This is a genomic window from Streptosporangium sandarakinum (assembly GCF_050942225.1).
Classification (GTDB): domain Bacteria; phylum Actinomycetota; class Actinomycetes; order Streptosporangiales; family Streptosporangiaceae; genus Streptosporangium; species Streptosporangium nondiastaticum.
The window spans coordinates 3,911,166-3,928,283 of the sequence record NZ_CP192034.1 but is presented as its reverse complement, the minus strand read 5'-3'; the positions used below and the strand labels follow the sequence as shown (position 1 = coordinate 3,928,283).

Sequence of the window (17,118 nt, the reverse complement as noted above, 5' to 3'; positions counted from 1 at the left end):
CTCGCACGCCGGTCGTGAGGCCATTCGAGGGCTTCCTTCTCTCCTGGTTCAATTCCAGGTGGGCCCCATGGGCCTACTGGCATATTCAGCTCCCGAGCCTTCCTCACGACCGGCCCGCCTCACCCTTTCCCGCCTGTACGGGACAGTCCCGGACGAATGCCAGGATGGGGTCATGGGCGCGGGGGAACTGCACGGGCGAAAGGCCGAAGAGGACACGATCGCCGAACTGCTGGCAGGAGCCCGGGCGGGCACCAGCTCGTCGCTGGTACTGCGCGGCGAACCGGGCATCGGCAAGACGGCGTTGCTCGACCACGCCGCCGCGGCGGCCGGTGGCATGCGACTGATGCGCGGCGCGGGGGTCGAGTTCGAGGCGGAGTTGCCGTTCTCGGGACTGCAGTTGTTGCTGCGCCCGGCCCTCGGATCCCTCGACGCGCTGCCCGGCCCGCAGCGCGAGGCTCTGGAGGCGGCGTTCGGGCTCGGGCCGGCGGCCGGCTCAGAGCCGATGCTGGTGGGACTGGCGGTGCTCTCCCTACTGGCGGAACACGCGAACGAGACGGGGCTGCTCTGCCTCGTCGACGACGCGCAGTGGCTCGACCGGGCGTCGCGGGACGCGCTCCTGTTCGCCGCCCGGCGCCTGCACGCCGAGGGCGTGGTCATGATCTTCGCAGCCAGGGACGGCGAGGGATCCTTCCCCGCCCCGGGCCTTCCCGAGTCACGCCTGTCCGGGCTGGCCCCTGAGGCGGCCGCGGCCCTGCTCGACCGGCATCCACTCGCGCCCGCCGTGCGCTACCGCCTGCTCGCCGAGGCAGGCGGCAACCCGCTGGCTCTGCTGGAGCTGCCGGTCGCCCTGGCCGCCGAAGGCGGCAGCGCGTTCTCACCGGGGGCGCTTCCCCTCACCGGCCGCCTGCAACTGGCCTTCCACGGCCAGGTCAGCCGGATGTCCGAGGCCTGCCAGAGTCTGCTCCTGGTGGCGGCGGCCGACGAGACCGGCGAGCTCACCGTGATCCTGCGTGCCGCCGCCGCGCTGGGAGCGGCCGTCGAGGACCTGTCTCCCGCCGAGCGGGCCGGCCTGGTGGTCCGCGGCGACGCTGACGGCACCACGATTCGCTTCCGCCATCCGCTGATCCGCGCCGCCGTCTACCAGCGAGCGCCGCTCGGGCAACGCCTCGCCGCCCACCGCGCGCTCGCCGCCGCCCTCGACTCGCCCGAGCACGCGGACCGCCGGGCCTGGCATCTGGCGGCCGCCGCCACCGGTGTCGACGAGGAGGCCGCCGCCGCGCTGGAACGCACCGCCGCCCGCTCCCGCGAACGCAGCGGCCACGAGGCGGCAGCCGCGGCATACGAACGGGCCGCCCGCCTGAGCGCCGAGCCCGGCGCCAGGGCTCACCGCGAGGCCCTGGCGGCGGAGGCGGCACTGGAGGCCGGCGATCTGGAGCGGGCCAGAGCCCTCGGCGGCCGCGCGGCCCGTCGGTTGAACGGGGTCCCGGCGGTGAACGCGCGGCTCGCGCACGTGCGCGCGCTCGCGGACTTCTGGCAGGGCTCCTACTCCACCGCCCACCGGTTGCTGCTCGACGGCGCCGGGCTCATCCGCGACACCGATCCAGGCCAGGCCGCCGTGCTGCTGATCCAGGCCGTGCACACCTCCTGGTACCTGGGGGAGCAGCAGCTTGCGGAAACGCTGGAACGGCTGATCGCGCTGCCGTTGGACGACGCGGATCCCCTCGCGCCGGTGGGACCCTACCTCGTCCACCTCGACCGGAACCGGTCCGACAACCCGCCGCCGCTGGGCGACACCCTCGCGGCGGTGCGGCGGCGGGGCCGTACCCCCGACCAGGTGTTGATGATCCTCTGCGGCGCGGCACTCGCGCTGGGCCAGGACGCCGACGCCTACGAGCTGGCGACCTCGCTCGCCGCCGGGCACCGCGCCAGGGGCGGCGCCGGGCGGCTGCCGACGGTGCTGTTCTTCGTGGTCGAGGGCGAGGTGTTCACCGGACGGCACCTGGACGCGCTCACCACGGCGACCGAGGCGCTGAGGCTCGCCCACGACACCGGACAGCAGCAGTGGGTCAGCCAGTTCAGCAGCGTGCTCGCCTACCTCGCCGCGGCCAGGGGAGAGGAGGCCGCCTGCCGGCGCAACGCCGATGAGGGACTGGCGGGGGCCACCGCCGGAACCATCTCCCCAGGTGCGCCGTGGGCGCACTGGTCGCTCGGCCTGCTGGACCTCGGCCTCGGCCGCGCCGAGGCGGCGCTCGCCCGCTTCGAGCGCCTGACCCGTGAGCCGATGCGCCATCACATCTGCGCCATCCGTTCCACTCCCGACCTGGTGGAGTCGGCCGTACGAGTGGGGGCGCAGGAACGCGCCGCCGAGCCTCTGGCGCGCTTCGAGCGGTGGGCCGCGTCGGTCAGGCAGCCGTGGGCCGACGCGCTCGTGATGCGCTGCCGTGGGCTGCTCGCCGCCGACGACCGGGCCGAGGAGTTCTACACGGCGGCCCTCGAACTGCACGACCAGGACGGCCGCGCGCTGGAGTACGCCAGGACCGCGTTGCTCTACGGCGAATGGCTGCGCAGGGCCCGGCGGAAGGCCGAGGCGCGCGGACCGCTGAACGAGGCCCTGGAGGTCTTCGACCGGCTCGGCATGCGGCCGTGGGCCGAACGCGCCCGCGGCGAGCTCACCGCGACCGGCGCCCAGGACCAGGGCCCCAGGCCCGCCGAAGGCGTGGCGGCCGGCCTCACTCCGCAGGAACTGCAGATCGCCAGGCTCGCCGCGCAGGGCCTGTCCAACCGCGACATCGCGGCGCAGCTCTTCCTCAGCCACCGGACGGTCGGCTACCACCTCTACAAGGCCTATCCCAAGCTCGGCGTCGCATCCCGGAGCGAGCTCAGGGATTTCGCCGATCAACTGGGGCTGTGAGATCCTGTCATCGATGATGGAGCAGGTTCCACCTGGGCGGATTCTCCCCGTGGACGTCGATGAGGTCACGCCGATCGAGCTGGGCCCCGGCGTCCACGTGCGGATGCTCCCGGGCATGCCGGGGATCAGGCCGTGGGTGATCGACCTCGCTCCGGGCGCCGAATGGCCGGGCCTCGACGTCCATGAGACCTACGGCGAGGCGTACTTCGTCGTGAGCGGTGAGCTCATCGAGGGCGACCGCACCCACGGACCGGGCACCTACGTCGCCTTCGGCCCCAGGACGAGCCACCGGCCCCGTACCGAGACCGGTGTGCGCGTCTTCGGCTTCAACTACGACGTCACCGCTTGACCTGGCCGCTACTCGGCAGGCAGGCATCTCGTATCGCCTTCACGGCGGCGGCCGGGTCGTAGCCCTCGGGGACGCCTTCCACCAGAATGAGGTCGCCCTCGATGTGCCGCGAGCGCAGCGGTGCGATCTCCCGGTACGCGGGTGAGTCCCACCAGGCCCGCGCCTCGGCGATCCCGGGGAAGCCGAGCATCACGACGCTCCCGGGCCAGCTGCCCTCCTTCACCTCGTGTTGCGTGAAGTGCACGAGGTAGCGGCCGCCGTACGGCTCGAAGGTCCCGGGCAGGCGCTCGATGTACTCGGCGATCTCCGGGTGCGGAGCGGCGTCCTGCAGGTGAGCGATGACATAGGCGGTCATGGTTCCTCCTCTGTTCCTGGATGAGCGGTACGGCCCGGCCGTCTCCCCGAGCCGTTCAGGCTCCGGCCGGCACCTTGTCGAGGAAGCCGAGCACCTGGCTGATCCGCCCGTCGTCACCGATCACCGCGACGTCGAAGCCGATGACGATCGGCTCGGCGCCCTCAGGTCCCAGGTGCCAGGTGAAGCGCGCGATGTCGTGGTGGGCGTCCACGGCGCCGCCGAGGCTGAAGACCAGCCCGCCGAACTGCCCCTGGACCGCCGCGATGGTGGCGTCGAGCCCGTCCCTGCCCCTGACGGAGACCAGCGGGTCGGTGTACACCGCGTCCTCGGCGAAGACCTCCGCCAGCACGGCCTGCCGCGCGGCGGCGTCGGTCTCGTTCCACGCGGCGAGGTAGCGCTGGACCAGCTCGTTCATGTCGCTCATGGCTGTCTCCTCAGTGGTCGTTCTCTCTTGTGACCACCAAATTACGCAGACGGGAACGACGGGGAATCTGACGTGCTTAGGTACTTCCGCCCTGTGAGGCAAGGCGGTCCGGGGCCGGCTGAACTCCGCCACCACCGCGGTGCCGGGGCCCGCCGGCGTTTTCGCGCCCCATCGGATTCAACGGCGCACTTTGAACCTCAGGTGCAGCACCCCCTCGCCCTGGATGACCACGTGGGGGTCCTCCAGCAGATGTCGTCCGTCGATGCCGCCGAAGTAGCGTTTGCCCGACCCGAACACCACCGGCACCACGTCCATCGCCACCTCGTCCACGAGGCCGGCCGCCAGGATCCGGCTGCCCGCCTCACCGGCGTTCACCGCGACGGTCCGCTCCCCGGCGAGTTCCCGGGCCTTGTCGATCGCAGCCGTCACGTCATCGACGAAGTGGTACGACGCCTCGGGGTGCCAGCCCTCGGGCTTGGGCCGGTGGGACACCACCACCACGTGGTCACCCGCGGGCGGCCGCGCCTCCCAGCCGTTCACCAGGTCGAACAGCCGGCGGCCCATCACGATCGTGCCGATCGTCTCCCACGTCGACCGGATGTACTCTGCCGAGGCCCGTGAGACCTTGATGCGGCTTCCGGCTCCGGAATGGTCGTACTGCCGGTCGCCGCCTTCGGTGATCGGGATGTCACCGTTGAAATACCAGTCGTGGAGCGGTCCGACGTCATCGTTCCCGTCGGCGATGAAGCCGTCCACCGACACCACACTGTGCATGATCACTGTGCCCACAGGTTCTCCCGGAGTCCCTCGCGTATCCGCCCCCGATCCTGCCGCTCTCGGGGGCGGGCGGGCTTGTAAAAAATCAATCGGCGGGCATCGGGCCGCTGTCCGGTGGGAACCCCCGCTCGGCGGGGAACCGGCGGCGCAGGGCCAGGTAATCCGTCGGGGTGTGGCCGGTGAAGTCCTTGAACTCCCTGCTGAAGTGGGCCTGGTCGAAGTACCCCGCCGCATGGGCGAGCCGTGACCAGTCGACCGGGCGCAGGGCGTCCACGGACACGATCAGCCGCGCGAAACGGTAGATCCGCGCCACCCGCTTCGGGGTGACCCCGACATGGGACTTGAACTGCATGGCCAGGTGATTGCCGCTCACCCCGGCGGCATCGGTCAGCGCACCGATCGGGATCCCGCCGTGGGAGGTCTCCAAACGCCCGCCCGTGTGCTGGACCAGGCTGAGACCGCGCGATGGCGCCTCGGCGAGTCGCGATCGCAGCTCCTCCTCCAACACCCGCAGTCTCTCGGTGGGTGATGCGATGTCACCGACCTGGTCGCGGATCCGGTCCGAGGACCGTCTCCAGACGGCGTCGACCGGCACCCACCGGTTCCGCAGCTCGGTCGCCGGCATGCCGGTGAACGGCGAGATCCCCCAGGGCTTGAAGTGCACCCCGACGAGCCGCACCGGTGTGGGGTACTCGAAGAGGAAACGTCTGGTCCACACACCCATGAACCACGCATCGGTGAACACCGCCGGCGGCACCGAAGGATCGGAGTCCCACAGGCGGACGGGTCCGCCCAGGTTGACGAACAGGTGCGCCGACGGCATCGGCGGGACGTTCATCCGGCGGTGGCGCGGCGTCCCGGTCAGGCAGTAGATGTCGTCGATGAACCGGTCGAGCGGCGGAGCGGGCACCCGGACGACGTATTCCATGGAGGCAGTGTGGCCGACGAGGGCGCGACGGGAGTGGGGCGGGCGGCGCGCGCCGGCCCGTCTCCCGCCGCGTCGAGGGCCGCCGCGGGAAGGGGATGGGCGGCCCGCGGAAGGCGACGGCTCTCAGGATCACATTCCGTAGCGGGCGGCGACCGCGGCTGCGCGGTCGCGCAGGGAGTCGCGCAACCACTGTGGGGCCAGGGCCTCCGCGTTCGTGCCGAGCTGCCACAGCGCCCATTCGGCGTGTCTCGGATCCTGGAAGGTCACCTCCAGCCGCAGCCGGCCGTCGGTGTCGGATTCCTCGGCGAGGACGGCCAGCGCGGTGCCCACCAGGTCCTCCCGCCGCGCCGGGTCCATCCGCACCAGCACGGTGACCTGGTCGCCGCCGGCCCGGAACCGGGTGCTGCGCTCCTGCCAGGCCCGCTCCAGATCGACCCGGTCCGGTCGCCGTGCGGGTTCGGCGAGTTCCTCGGCGGACAGGATCCGGGACAACCGGTAGGTGCGGTCCTCGCCGGATCTCATGGCCAGCAGGTAGCCCCGGTCACGTATGGTGACCAGGCCTATCGGGTCCACCGTGCGCCACTTCGGGGTCCGGTCCACAGCCGCGTAGTGGATCCGCAGCCGGTGTCCGGCGAACACCGCGCGCAGGACCTCGGCCGCCACGGCGTCAGGCACCTCCTCGGCGGCCAGCCGGCGCGAGAGCAGGTCGGTCTCCGGGTCGACGAGCAGTCGCTCGGCCGCGCCGGCCGCGGTGTCCCGATAGCTCTCGGGCAGCGCGTCGACCACCTTGAGCATCGCCGAAGCGAGCGCCGAGCCGAGGCCGAACGCCTGCGCGCCGCGCCGCGATCCGGCGACCAGCAGGGCAAGGGCCTCGTCGGGGTTCAGTCCGGTGAGTTCGGTCCGGAAACCGGGCAGCAATGCGAACCCGCCGTGCCGGCCGCGTTCGGCGTAGACCGGGACGCCGGCCGCGGACAGCGCCTCGATGTCGCGCAGCACCGTGCGGGTGGACACCTCCAGTTCGCGGGCCAGCGTGGCCGCGGACAGCCGGCCGTGCTGCCGCAGCAGCAACACCAGGGAGACCAGCCGGTCGGCGCGCATATAAGGAATTTACCGAAATATACGACACAGGATGTCGTGATTCGCTGGGAGGCTCATCAACGCGATCGAAAGACGGCGGCGACCGAGCCGGTCGCCGCATGTGATGAGGAATCGAATGGAGCTGATGTGGAGATGGAGCGAACGGCGGTCAACCCGTGGGCGTGGTCGGTGGAGCTGGGGTACAACCAGGGTGAGATCGTCTCCGAGCACACCCGGACCCTGTACTGCGCCGGGCAGACCGCGATGGGCGGCGACGGCAGGCCCCAGCATGCCGGTGACATGGCGGCGCAGCTGGCGCTGAGCCTCGACAACCTGGAGGCCGTGCTCGGCGAGGCCGACATGTCCCTCGCGAACCTCGTCAGGCTCAACGTCTACACCACAGACGTCGATCGGCTCTTCGAGCACTACGGCGTGCTGGCGTCGAGGTTGGGCGCCGCCGGGGTGGCACCGTCCACCACGATGCTCGGGGTGACACGGCTGGCGATCCCCAGCCTGATGGTCGAGCTCGAGGGGACCGCCGTCGCGTGACGCGGCCGGCCTGAGCCCGCGAGGGGGCGCCGGTGTCTGGACCGAGGAGGGAGCGAGCGCAGCGAGTGAACGACGAGGGAAGGCACCGGGCTTCAGCCCCCGAGCCGCGACGCGCAGCGTCGCCATGAACGCAGCGAGGGGGCGCCGGTGTCTGGACTGAGGAACGCAGGAGCGAAGCGACGGAGTGACGAGGGAAGGCACCGGGCTCCAGCCCCCGAGCCGCGACGCGCAGCGTCGCAATGAACACAGCGAGGGAAGGCACCGGACCAAGAGCCCCGAGCCGCGACGCGCAGCGTCGCAATGAACACAATCAGCCCTGGAGATAGCGCAGGACCGCCAGCACCCGGCGGTGGTCGCCGTCGGACGGGGACAGGCCGAGCTTCGTGAAGATCTGCGCCACGTGCTTCTCCACCGAGCCGTACGACAGGAACAGCGCGGCGGCGATGGCGTTGTTGGAACGCCCCTCGGCCATGAGGGAGAGCACCTCGCGCTCCCGGGGGGTGAGCGCGGCCAGCGCCTCGGCGCGGTGGCCGGCGCCCATGATCTGGGTGACGACCTCGGGGTCGAGGACGGTCTGCCCGGCCGCGATCCGGTCGAGGGCGGACATGAAGTCCCCGACGTCGGCGACGCGCTCCTTCAGCAGGTAGCCCACCCCGTGGGCGCCGTCGGCGAGCAGCCGCGCGGCGTAGCGCGTTTCGATGTACTGGGAGAACACCAGCACGCCCAGACCCGGATGGGCGCGGCGGATCCGGAGCGCGGCCCGCAGTCCCTCGTCGGTGTGGGAGGGCGGCATGCGCACGTCCACCACGGCGACGTCGGGCCGGTGCTCGGCCACGGCCGCCTCCAGCGCCTCACCGTCGCCCACGGCCGCCGCCACCTCGTGACCCCGGGAGGTGAGCAGCATGCGCAGCCCGTCCCTGAGCACCGCGGCGTCCTCGGCTATCACGATGCGCACCGGCTCGTCCTCCGTTCAGACGTGCAGGGGAAGCTCGACGGTGACCACCGTAGGCCCTCCCGGCGGGCTGTGGACGTCGATCGTCCCGTCCACCGGCGCCACCCGGCCGGCCAGGCCGCGCAGTCCGGATCCGGCGTTCATCGCCGCGCCGCCGGCGCCGTCGTCGCGCACGAGCAGGGTCAGCAGCCCGTCCGACGCCCGCACGCCGAGTACGGCGCGGCGGGCGCCGCTGTGCCTGGCCACGTTGACGAGCAGCTCCGCGGCGCAGAAGTAGGCGATGGCCTCGATCGCCGGGGTGGGCCGTTCCGGCAGGTCGGCGTCGAACCGGACGGGGACCGGGCTGCGCGCGGCGAGCGTGGCCAGGGCGGTCTCCAGCCCTTCGCCGAGCGCGGGCGGATGGATGCCGCGGATCAGGTCGCGCAGCTCGGCCAGGGTCTCCTTGGCGTCGCGGTGCGCGTCCTCGACGAGGGTGCGGGCGCGGGCCGGCCGCTCCGGCCGGTCGGCGTGCTCCAGCTCCTCCAGGGCCATGCCCAGCCTCATGGCCAGCGTGACCAGCCGCGCGGCCGTTCCGTCGTGCAGGTCGCGTTCGATCCGGCGCAGCTCGGCGGCCGCGCCGTCCACCGCCATCGCCCGGGCCCGTTCCAGCCTCAGGGTTCTGGCCTCGCCTGGAGCCGGCCCCAGCAGCGTCCGGGCGAGCAGCCGTTCGGGGGCCAGCGCGAGGTGGACGCCCCACGGCGCCGCCAGCAGCAGCACCGCCCCGGCGGCGCTCGCCGGCACCGCGCCCGGCCAGCCGTACGAGGAAAGGACCGGTAGGGCGGCGGAGCGGCACCACAGGGGGCAGCCGAGCAGGACCAGGCCGCCTCCCCACAGCCCGGCGGCGACGGTGAAGGCCAGGACGGCCGCCGGCAGCCGGACCAGGCCGTGGATGACGGCGCGCCACCCCGTCAGGTCGCCGAGCGCCGCCACGATCCGGCCCGCCAGGCCCGGCCGGGACCGGAACGGGGCGGGATCGGCCACCCGCACCCCGGCCAGCGCGCGCGCCAGCCGCCGGTTGGCCGCGCCGAGACCCCTGGCCGCCGGGACGCCCAGCGCCAGCAGCGGCAGGCCGACGACACCGGCCGCCGAGACGACGCTCAGCGCCACCACGACGGTGCAGACCAGGCCGATCACGGCCATCAGCGGCGTCACCAGCGCGTAGATGAGCTCGCGCCACGCCCGCGCCCACACCGGGGCCGCGCCCGCCGCGCGCCGTGGCCCGTTTCCCGCCTGGCTCTCCATGCCCCTCCTCACCCCGCGGCGCCGCCGACGGCTCTTTTCCGGCGGTGTCGTCGTAAAGCCTGGCGGACGCGCGGGCGCGGGCCCAGCCGGACGGCACCCGGGGGACATCCCGAACCCGGTACGGAGGACATCCCCGTGGCGGGCGCCCGCCCGGCCCGGCCACGGTGGAGTCATGACGACGACGAAGCGACGACATTCCCTCGGCAGAACCGGATGGCTGGTCATCGGCATGACGGCGGCGGCGCTGGCGGGGACGACCCCGGCGGCGTCGGCCGCCCGGGACGACCGGCCGGTGTGGGGCGACTGCGCCGGGAAGGACGCGCCCGCGGACATGCGGTGCGCCGCGATCGAGGTGCCGGTGGACTGGTCCCGGCCGGACGGGCCGAAGATCACACTGAAGCTGGCCCGGTTGGCGGCCACCGAGCCCCGGCACCGGATCGGCGGCGTCCTGGGCATCCCCGGCGGTCCGGGCGCGAAGGGGATCGACGACCTGAAGCGCGCCGCCATCGACCTCACCGACCTGCGGCGCAGGTTCGACCTCGTCGCCTACGACCCCCGGACCACCGTATGGCGCGACCGGATGCCCCCGGTCTGCAGGCAGCCCGGGGCGACGCTGCGCGAGCCCCGCGACCGCAAGGAGTACGCCGCGCTGACCACGGCGATGACCCGGGCGTTCAAGGCGTGCCGGGACGCGGACCGCACCGGATTGTTCGGCCACCTGGACTCCCTGTCGGCGGCCAGGGACATGGAGGCGGTCCGCGAGGCCCTGGGGGAGGAGCGGCTGAGCTTCATGGCCAACTCCTACGGCGGGGTCCCCGCCGCCGCCTACGCCCGGCTGTTCCCGCGGCGCATCCGGGCCATGTACCTCGACGGCACGATCAACCAGGTGAACGGCTGGCCCGACCAGGCGCTGCGGGCCCTCCCCGTCATCGAGAAGGTGTTCGCCGGGTTCACCCGCTGGTGCGCGACCACCTCCACCTGCGCGCTGCACGGGCAGGACGCCGGGAAGGTCTGGCGCCGCCTCGTCCGCGACGCCGACCGCAGGCCGATCCCGGTAACCTCCGCGCAGTTCGGGAAGGGCGAGCTGACCGGATGGCACCTGAGGAGCTTCGGCTTCGCCACCGACCCCGGACCGGGGAACTCCCGCTGGCTGGCCTTCGCCGAGGCGGTGGACAGGGCCCGGCGCGGGGACGGATCCGGCTTCGCCGACTTCGCCCTGGGCAACGCGCAGGTCTGGACCATGCCGGGAATACTGGCGATGACCTGCGGGGACGATCGGGGATACGCCGGGTACACCGAGTTCCAGGCGTTCCGCCGGAAGGCGCGGAAGGTCTCGCCGGACTTCGGAGGGGCCGGGTTCGACGCGCTGGGCTGCGCCGGGTGGCCGCTGCCGGTGGCCAACCCGTCCCGCCCGCTGCCGGTGCGCGGCCTGCCGCCGTTCCTGGGGGCCGGCAGCACGTGGGGCGACTACGCGTGGACCGAGAGCTTCACCCGGCTGGTGCCGGGGTCGGTCACCGTCGCCTACGACGGGCCCGGTCACGTCCTGTACCTGTCGGGGAAGAAGTGCCCGATCCGGTACGCCACCCGGTATCTGACCGACCTGACGCCGCCCGCGCCGGGCACGGTCTGCCCGGCCGAGTGACTCAGCCCAGGCCGCCGGTGGCGCGGATGTTCTGGCCGGTGACCCAGCGGCCGTCCGGGCCCGTGAGGAACGCGATCACGTCGGCCACGTCGGACGGCTGCCCGAGCCGGCCGAGCGGGGTGATCCTGGCGGCCATCTCGAGGTTCTCGGCGGAGTTGGTGGCCCGCAGCAGGTCGGTGTCGGTGGCGCCGGGGGAGACGGTGTTCACGGTGATGCCGCGCCTGCCGAGCTCCTGCGCCGCCGCGGCGGTCAGCTGCTCCAGAGCGCCCTTGCCGGCGATGTAGAGGGCCAGGCCCGGGGCGGGACGCACGGTGTTGAGGGTGGAGACGTTGACGATGCGCCCGCCGTCGCGCATCCGCCGGGCCGCGTACCGGATGGTCAGGAACGCCGACCTGACGTTGACGGCCATGGCCCGGTCGAACAGCTCGTCCGTGGTCTCGGCGATGGGGGTCGGGGTGAAGCTCAGCGTGGCGTTGTTGACCAGGATGTCCAGGCCGCCGAACTCCTTCGCGGCGGTCTCCATCAGGCGTTCGGCGGCGTCCGGCTCGGCGAGGTCCAGCCGGACGCCGCGGGCGGCGCCGCCCGCCTCCGCCACCGCCCGCTCGACCTCGGCGGCGGCGTCGGCGCTGCTGGCGTAGTTGAACACGACCTCCGCGCCGTCCCGGGCGAGGCGCTCCACCACGGCCCGGCCGATGCCCCGCGACCCTCCGGTGACGACGGCGACCCTGCCCTTCAGCGGTGTCATCGGGACCCCCACGATCATCGGTTGCTTCGTCACCACCGAATCTACGGCCGTCCGCGATCATCGGCCAGGCGCCGCGTGGGCCCCGGCCGTACTCCGGGCTGATTCGCCGTACCCTGCCATCTTTTAATGAAATTTCTGGTTATTTATTTTAAAGCACAAAATTTGGGGATTCAGGAAATCGAATGGGGGTGGGCCGAAAAAAATCGGTGAAACGCCGAACGCCGGGAGCCGGACGGCCATCTAAAAGGCCGTGGAGCGGAAGGGAGAATCTCTTCCGTGGATTCCCGAGAAAGGATCGCGAATGGCTCACCGGAGGATCCGCAACGGCGCACTGACCCTGTCCGCGGCGGCGCTGCTGGCCGTCGTCGCCGCAGGCCAGGCCGGTGCCAGCGCCGCCGCGCCCACGTCCGCCCAGGCGCGCGCCGCGAACTGCGTGCGCGTCAGCCACTCGTCCGGCTACGTCACCCAGACCGTGAAGGTCACCAACAACTGCACCTCCACCGTCTCCTTCTCCGTCCGGCGGGTCGGGCCCGACAGTCCCTGCTTCATCGTCGGCCCGAACCGCTGGCGGTCGTACAAGTGGGGCAACGGGCTGAACTATCAGGGCATCAGGTGGAACTGCTCCTGAGTTCCGCTTCGCGGACGCCCGCCGCCACGGGCGTCCGCCCCGGGCGGAGCAGCTGAAGCAGGGGACCGGCCATCGCGGTGGTGACCAGGGCCATCACGACCATCAGCGAGTACAGCCCGGTGTCGAGCAGGCCCAGTTGCAGGCCCGCGCTGAGGATGACCAGCTCGGTGAGGCCACGGGTGTTCATCAGCGTCGCCAGCGTGGCCGACTGCTGCGGGGGCAGGCCGTTCAGCCGGGCCGCGGTGAAGGCGCCGGCGAACTTCCCGCCGACGGCGACCAGCAGGATCAGCGCCAGCTCGGCCAGGCCCGGCATCCCGACGGTGGAAAGATCGACCTTGAGGCCGCTCACCACGAAGAAGATCGGCAGCAACAGCACCGTGCTGACCTGTCCGACGCGTTCGGAGATCTCCTCGCGGAGCCGGTCGGCGCCCTCGCGCGGCATGACGACGCCGAACAGGAAGGCGCCGAAGATGAAGTGCAGCCCGATCCACTCGGTGACGCAGCCCGACAGCATCAGGCCGGCCAGGACGGCGGCGAGCATGCCGGGGCTGAGGTGCCCGGTCCGGCGGTGGGCGGCTGCCAGGCGGCGCAACAGCGGCCGGACCACCCAGAACATCAGCGCCACGTAGGGCAGGACGAGGACGGCGTGCCACTGGCCGGTGTCCGCGCCGGTGACCGCCACCACCACGGCCAGCAGCGACCAGGCGAGCACGTCGTCGACGGCGGCGCAGGTGAGGGCGAGCCCGCCGGTGGCGGTGCGGTGCATGCCGCGGTCGGTGAGGATGCGCGCCAGCACGGGGAAGGCGGTGACCGCCATCGCCGCCCCCACGAACAGCGCGAACCCCAGGCGGTGGGGGTTGGGGTGGCTTTCCAGGAGGTACAGCCCCAGCAACGCGCCGAGAACCAGCGGCAGCAGGATGGAGCTGAGCGACACGCTGACCGCCAGCCGGCCGGTGCCCCGCAGCAGGGCGTGGTCCAGTTCCAGTCCCACCAGGAACATGAACACCATGACCCCGATGTTGGCCAGGACTCCGAGGTGGGAGCGGATGTCGGCCGGGAACAGGGCGTCGGTCACCGCCCCGTGGAACAGGGTGGGTCCCAGCAGGATCCCGGCGAGGATCTCGCCGATCACGGGCGGCTGGCCGAGACGTGCGACCAGCGTGCCGGCCAGCCGGGTCGCGATGATGATCACGGCGACGCCGAGCAGGAGGGCCGCGACCTGCTCGGGGCTCACCGGAGGGCTCCGGTGGCGTCCGGTCCGGGGCACGGCCCGCTCGCGGGGGCGGTACGGCCGGCCGTACCGCCGGGGCGGCCTGCGGCCGTCGGCCCGGAGGCGAACAGGTGAGGGGGCATGTCTTCTCTCCCTGGGTAGGCGTGGCGCTCCCGGGCGGGCACGGCGGAAGGGGAGCGTCGTGTCACCAGCCTGCGCCGGGCGCATCGCACCGCGGTAGAGGGTCGTCCGTGTTCCGCACGAGGCGGGCGCGAGGACGTCCCGCACGCGGGGTGGAGGATGGGGAGAGAAGGGGGCCGGGGCGCCGTTACCGGTAGCCGGGGTGGACGCCGGGTGTGAGCTGCTGCTGGGCGGCGATGGCCTCCAGCAGCTCGGTCAGCTGGGCGCGCTGGGCGTGGTCCAGCGCGGCGCAGATGTCGTCCTCATGTGCTTTGCCGAGCCGGCGCATCTGTGTCATGACATGGGCGCCCTGCTCCGTGAGGTGCAGGGCGTAGTTGCGGCGGTCCTGCGGGTTCCGCCGTCGTTCGACGAGCCCTTTGCGCTCCAGGTTGTCGATCAGCGCCACCACCCGGCTCGGCACGACGCCCAGTTCTTCGGCCAGGGACTGCTGACTGCGTCCGGGGCGAGTGGCGATCATGCGCAGGAGGCCGACGTCGGCGGGCACCACCTCCAGCTCGCTGATCCGCTCGGCGAACCGTGCCGCGGCGTGCGCGCCCACCTGGGCGAGCAGGAACGCTGTTCTCTTCGGCGCGGATCGCGCAGCCGGTTCCCCGGTGGCGCCGGCCGGTGGCGGTGTGCTCATGGGGTGATATTAGTACCGACTGAACAGTTCTGTGCTATGAATGATTCACCATAGAGAAGGGACTTGAGATGGTCGCAGAGCTTGGCGGAGCACGACCGTGTCATCCGGACCTGGCGGGCAAGGTCGCGCTGGTCACGGGCGGCTCCAGGGGAATCGGGGCGCAGACCTGCGCCACCCTGGCGGAGAACGGGGTCAAGGTCGCGGTGAACGGCCGGGACCAGGCGGCGATCGACGCCGTGGTCGGCGGCATCGCGGCAGCCGGGGGCACGGCGGTGGCGGCGCCGGGCGACGTCACCGACGAGGCGGACGTACGGCGGATACATGACATCGTCGAGCGCGAGCTGGGGCCGGTGGACATCCTCGCGGCGTTCGCCGGAGGCCAGGGCGCCCCCGCGCCGACGGTCGAACTGGGTGCCGATCGGTGGCGTGCGATCATCGCCTCCGACCTGACCTCGGTCTACCTGACGGCGGCCGCGTTCCTGCCCGGCATGATCAGCAAGGGCGCGGGGTCGATCATCACCATGTCGTCCGCCGCGGGACGCCGGCCGGGCGGCTCGAACGCGGCGTACGCGGCCGCGAAGGCCGGCGTGGTGATGTTCACCCGGCACCTGGCCGGCGAGGTCGGCCGGCATGGCGTCCGGGTCAACTGCATCGCCCCCTCGGCGGTGCTCAACGATCGCATGCGGCGCTTCATGTCCGCGGAGCAACGGGACGAACTGGCCGCCGCCTACCCGCTGGGCCGCATCGGCCGGCCCGACGACGTCGCCCAGGCCGTGCTGTATCTCGCCTCGGACGCGTCGTCCTGGGTGAGCGGGGCGACGCTCGACCTGACCGGCGGGCGGGTGAGCGTGTGATGAGCGCGCAGCACACCCGGCCCCAGAGGCAGGGCGGGCCGCCGCCGGGCGTTCTCGCCGTGGTGTTCACGGTTCTGTTCGCCGGGGGAATCGCCGTCAGTACGGCGCTGGCGGGCGGCGCCGTCTTCCCGTCTCCGTTCGGCTCCCCGCAGGAGATCCTCGCGTTCTTCTCCGGGCACCACGACGCCGTACGGGTGAGCGCGTTGCTGCACTTCGCCGCCTCCGTGCCGATGGCGATCTACGCCGCCACCGTGTCCGTGCGGCTTCGCGACCTGGGGATCCGCGCCCCGGGCGCCACCATCGCCCTGGCCGGGGGCCTGCTGGCCGCCGGCCTGCTCGCCCTGTCCGCGCTGCTGGAGTGGGCGCTGTCCCGGCCGGCGGCGCTCACCGAACCCGCTCTGGTCCGCGTGCTGCACGATCTCGCGTTCGCCACCGGAGGCGTCGCACACGTGGTGTTCCTCGGGCTGCTGGTGGCGGGCGTCGCCGTACCGGGGCTGCTGGCAGGGCTGCTGCCCCGGCCGCTCGCGTTCGCCGGTCTGGTGATCGCCGCCGTCGCGGAGATCTCCACCCTGACCCTGCTCGTCACCGAGGCGGCCTTCCTGCTGCCCGTGGCCCGTTTCACGGCCCTGGCCTGGCTCATCGCCGCGGGTTTCCTGCTGCCCCGCACCCGTACTCGAAAGACCGGTTCCAGCCGCGACCGGGTGACGACATCAGAAGATCGAGAAGAAGAGCAAGCCGCATGAACTCCGAACGACTCATCCGTTTCCAGCACCCGCAGAAGGTCCTTGGCTACCTCGGCAGGCTCGGCGACGACCGTATCGCCAACCTGTTCGGACTCGACGTCGACGTCTACCGCCGGACGCGCCAAGCGTACGGCGCGCAGGCGCGCGACGCCGCGACGGACCTGCTCACCGACCCGGGATTCGCGGCGAAGGTGGACCGCCTTCCCTTCAAGCCGGGCCAGCGCGTCATGGCCATCGGCGAGAGCACCACCGGCGACCTGCTGTCCTGGTTCGAAATCCTGCGCCACCTCCTCGACCTGCGGCGCCCGGCCGACGCCATCACCCTCATCAACACGGCGGTCTCCGGGCAGACCACCACCCAGGCCCTGGCCGCGCTGCCCGGCCTCTGCCTGCAACGCCCCGACTGGGTGCTGTGCATGCTGGGCGCCAACGACGTCCAGCGTCTCCGATCCGCCGAAGAGCCGGCCGACGGGCCCACCCTGGTCAGCCTCGCCGAGACCGAACGCAACCTGCGCGCGCTACGCGAGCTCACGGCGCGGCGCACGGCGGCGCGCCGGGTGTGGCTGACGCCTCCCACGGTGGACGAGGCGCGGGTCGCGGCCTACCCGCCGTTCCAGCACCTGGGGATCACATGGGCCAATCACGACATCGACGCCGTCGGCCACATCGTGACCCGGCTGCCGGACGTCACCGTCGACACGCGGCCCGTCATCGCCGGGCGGACGGCGGAGCCGTTCCATACCGAGGACGGGCTGCACCTTTCTCTCACCGGTCAGCGGGCGCTCGCCGCCGCTCTGGTCGACGCCCTCGCCGACGCGCCATGAAGCCGCTCGTCCTCGGCGCCACCGGCGGCATGACCAGCGAGCTCCT

The 17,118-nt window shown here is 72.4% G+C and carries 18 protein-coding genes; 8 read left to right on the top strand and 10 right to left on the bottom strand.

Features of this window, described 5'->3' with window-relative positions; translation table 11 throughout:
- The first annotated feature begins 172 nt into the window (after positions 1-172).
- On the top strand, positions 173-2,911 hold the full coding sequence (locus tag ACQP10_RS18170; protein ID WP_433541777.1) for an AAA family ATPase: 2,739 nt from the start codon (positions 173-175) through the stop codon (positions 2,909-2,911).
- 49 nt (positions 2,912-2,960) lie between these two features.
- Entirely contained in the window at positions 2,961-3,260 is a 300-nt protein-coding gene (locus tag ACQP10_RS18165) for an anti-sigma factor (protein ID WP_346021548.1), read from the top strand.
- Here the strand turns inward: ACQP10_RS18165 and ACQP10_RS18160 are convergent.
- The 5 genes from ACQP10_RS18160 to ACQP10_RS18140 all read right to left on the bottom strand — a co-directional run bounded on the left by ACQP10_RS18160 (position 3,250) and on the right by ACQP10_RS18140 (position 6,842).
- The gene (locus tag ACQP10_RS18160; RefSeq protein ID WP_433541776.1) at positions 3,250-3,615 is read right to left on the bottom strand and encodes a DUF1330 domain-containing protein; all 366 of its coding nucleotides are present in this window, start codon (positions 3,613-3,615) and stop codon (positions 3,250-3,252) included. The genes ACQP10_RS18165 and ACQP10_RS18160 overlap by 11 nt on opposite strands.
- A 55-nt stretch (positions 3,616-3,670) precedes the next feature.
- A complete protein-coding gene (locus tag ACQP10_RS18155) occupies positions 3,671-4,039 on the bottom strand; it encodes a nuclear transport factor 2 family protein (RefSeq protein ID WP_343965530.1) in 369 nt (122 codons plus the stop codon).
- 177 nt (positions 4,040-4,216) lie between these two features.
- Positions 4,217-4,828 (bottom strand): dihydrofolate reductase family protein, encoded by a 612-nt coding sequence (locus ACQP10_RS18150; RefSeq protein WP_346021550.1) that lies wholly within the window; start codon positions 4,826-4,828, stop codon positions 4,217-4,219.
- Between the two features lie 73 nt (positions 4,829-4,901).
- A complete protein-coding gene (locus ACQP10_RS18145) occupies positions 4,902-5,744 on the bottom strand; it encodes a helix-turn-helix domain-containing protein (protein WP_346021551.1) in 843 nt (280 codons plus the stop codon).
- Positions 5,745-5,873: 129 nt separating this feature from the next.
- Positions 5,874-6,842: a helix-turn-helix transcriptional regulator gene (locus tag ACQP10_RS18140; protein ID WP_346021552.1), complete on the bottom strand. Its 969-nt coding sequence runs from the start codon at positions 6,840-6,842 to the stop codon at positions 5,874-5,876.
- Between the two features lie 132 nt (positions 6,843-6,974).
- Between ACQP10_RS18140 and ACQP10_RS18135 the strand changes: the two genes are divergently transcribed.
- Positions 6,975-7,370: a RidA family protein gene (locus ACQP10_RS18135; RefSeq protein ID WP_346021749.1), complete on the top strand. Its 396-nt coding sequence runs from the start codon at positions 6,975-6,977 to the stop codon at positions 7,368-7,370.
- Positions 7,371-7,680: 310 nt separating this feature from the next.
- Here the strand turns inward: ACQP10_RS18135 and ACQP10_RS18130 are convergent, their stop codons facing one another.
- On the bottom strand, positions 7,681-8,325 hold the full coding sequence (locus ACQP10_RS18130; protein ID WP_346021553.1) for a response regulator transcription factor: 645 nt from the start codon (positions 8,323-8,325) through the stop codon (positions 7,681-7,683).
- Positions 8,326-8,340: 15 nt separating this feature from the next.
- Positions 8,341-9,603, bottom strand: a complete 1,263-nt coding sequence (locus ACQP10_RS18125) for a sensor domain-containing protein (protein ID WP_433541775.1) — start codon at positions 9,601-9,603, stop codon at positions 8,341-8,343.
- A gap of 172 nt (positions 9,604-9,775) precedes the next feature.
- Here ACQP10_RS18125 and ACQP10_RS18120 point away from each other — a divergent pair, with 172 nt between their 5' ends.
- Positions 9,776-11,245 (top strand): alpha/beta fold hydrolase, encoded by a 1,470-nt coding sequence (locus ACQP10_RS18120; protein WP_433541774.1) that lies wholly within the window; start codon positions 9,776-9,778, stop codon positions 11,243-11,245.
- A 1-nt stretch (position 11,246) separates the two neighbouring features.
- Here the strand turns inward: ACQP10_RS18120 and ACQP10_RS18115 are convergent, their stop codons facing one another.
- On the bottom strand, positions 11,247-12,023 hold the full coding sequence (locus ACQP10_RS18115) for a glucose 1-dehydrogenase (protein WP_346021556.1): 777 nt from the start codon (positions 12,021-12,023) through the stop codon (positions 11,247-11,249).
- Between the two features lie 268 nt (positions 12,024-12,291).
- Here ACQP10_RS18115 and ACQP10_RS18110 point away from each other — a divergent pair, with 268 nt between their 5' ends.
- Positions 12,292-12,618 (top strand): hypothetical protein, encoded by a 327-nt coding sequence (locus tag ACQP10_RS18110; RefSeq protein ID WP_346021557.1) that lies wholly within the window; start codon positions 12,292-12,294, stop codon positions 12,616-12,618.
- Here ACQP10_RS18110 and ACQP10_RS18105 read toward each other — a convergent pair.
- Together ACQP10_RS18105 and ACQP10_RS18100 are read right to left on the bottom strand one after the other, a co-directional pair.
- Complete coding sequence (locus ACQP10_RS18105; protein ID WP_346021558.1) at positions 12,599-13,852, bottom strand: cation:proton antiporter domain-containing protein; 1,254 nt, start codon at positions 13,850-13,852, stop codon at positions 12,599-12,601. The genes ACQP10_RS18110 and ACQP10_RS18105 overlap by 20 nt on opposite strands.
- A 304-nt stretch (positions 13,853-14,156) precedes the next feature.
- On the bottom strand, positions 14,157-14,651 hold the full coding sequence (locus ACQP10_RS18100; protein WP_346021559.1) for a MarR family winged helix-turn-helix transcriptional regulator: 495 nt from the start codon (positions 14,649-14,651) through the stop codon (positions 14,157-14,159).
- 68 nt (positions 14,652-14,719) lie between these two features.
- Here ACQP10_RS18100 and ACQP10_RS18095 point away from each other — a divergent pair, with 68 nt between their 5' ends.
- Genes ACQP10_RS18095 through ACQP10_RS18085 form a run of 3 tightly spaced genes read left to right on the top strand, consistent with a single transcriptional unit; the run spans position 14,720 to position 17,072 of the window.
- Positions 14,720-15,505 carry an SDR family NAD(P)-dependent oxidoreductase gene (locus tag ACQP10_RS18095; RefSeq protein ID WP_346021560.1) on the top strand — a complete coding sequence of 262 codons (786 nt, stop codon included), beginning with the start codon at positions 14,720-14,722 and terminating at the stop codon, positions 15,503-15,505.
- Positions 15,505-16,248: a hypothetical protein gene (locus tag ACQP10_RS18090; RefSeq protein ID WP_433541773.1), complete on the top strand. Its 744-nt coding sequence runs from the start codon at positions 15,505-15,507 to the stop codon at positions 16,246-16,248. Before ACQP10_RS18095 ends, ACQP10_RS18090 begins: the two co-directional genes overlap by 1 nt.
- The gene (locus ACQP10_RS18085) at positions 16,245-17,072 is read left to right on the top strand and encodes an SGNH/GDSL hydrolase family protein (protein ID WP_433541772.1); all 828 of its coding nucleotides are present in this window, start codon (positions 16,245-16,247) and stop codon (positions 17,070-17,072) included. The genes ACQP10_RS18090 and ACQP10_RS18085 overlap by 4 nt, the downstream gene beginning before the upstream one ends.
- The last annotated feature ends 46 nt before the right edge of the window (positions 17,073-17,118 follow it).

Bases quoted from the DNA above. Each gene is read 5' to 3' on its own strand.
- ACQP10_RS18135 (WP_346021749.1), top strand. From the start codon at position 6,975: ATGGAGCGAACGGCGGTCAACCCGTGGGCGTGGTCGGTGGAGCTGGGG.
- ACQP10_RS18125 (WP_433541775.1), bottom strand. From the start codon at position 9,603: ATGGAGAGCCAGGCGGGAAACGGGCCACGGCGCGCGGCGGGCGCGGCC.
- ACQP10_RS18095 (WP_346021560.1), top strand. From the start codon at position 14,720: ATGGTCGCAGAGCTTGGCGGAGCACGACCGTGTCATCCGGACCTGGCG.
- ACQP10_RS18085 (WP_433541772.1), top strand. From the start codon at position 16,245: ATGAACTCCGAACGACTCATCCGTTTCCAGCACCCGCAGAAGGTCCTT.
- ACQP10_RS18145 (WP_346021551.1), bottom strand. From the start codon at position 5,744: ATGGAATACGTCGTCCGGGTGCCCGCTCCGCCGCTCGACCGGTTCATC.
- ACQP10_RS18170 (WP_433541777.1), top strand. From the start codon at position 173: ATGGGCGCGGGGGAACTGCACGGGCGAAAGGCCGAAGAGGACACGATC.
- ACQP10_RS18155 (WP_343965530.1), bottom strand. From the start codon at position 4,039: ATGAGCGACATGAACGAGCTGGTCCAGCGCTACCTCGCCGCGTGGAAC.
- ACQP10_RS18140 (WP_346021552.1), bottom strand. From the start codon at position 6,842: ATGCGCGCCGACCGGCTGGTCTCCCTGGTGTTGCTGCTGCGGCAGCAC.
- ACQP10_RS18160 (WP_433541776.1), bottom strand. From the start codon at position 3,615: ATGACCGCCTATGTCATCGCTCACCTGCAGGACGCCGCTCCGCACCCG.
- ACQP10_RS18100 (WP_346021559.1), bottom strand. From the start codon at position 14,651: ATGAGCACACCGCCACCGGCCGGCGCCACCGGGGAACCGGCTGCGCGA.
- ACQP10_RS18120 (WP_433541774.1), top strand. From the start codon at position 9,776: ATGACGACGACGAAGCGACGACATTCCCTCGGCAGAACCGGATGGCTG.
- ACQP10_RS18110 (WP_346021557.1), top strand. From the start codon at position 12,292: ATGGCTCACCGGAGGATCCGCAACGGCGCACTGACCCTGTCCGCGGCG.
- ACQP10_RS18090 (WP_433541773.1), top strand. From the start codon at position 15,505: ATGAGCGCGCAGCACACCCGGCCCCAGAGGCAGGGCGGGCCGCCGCCG.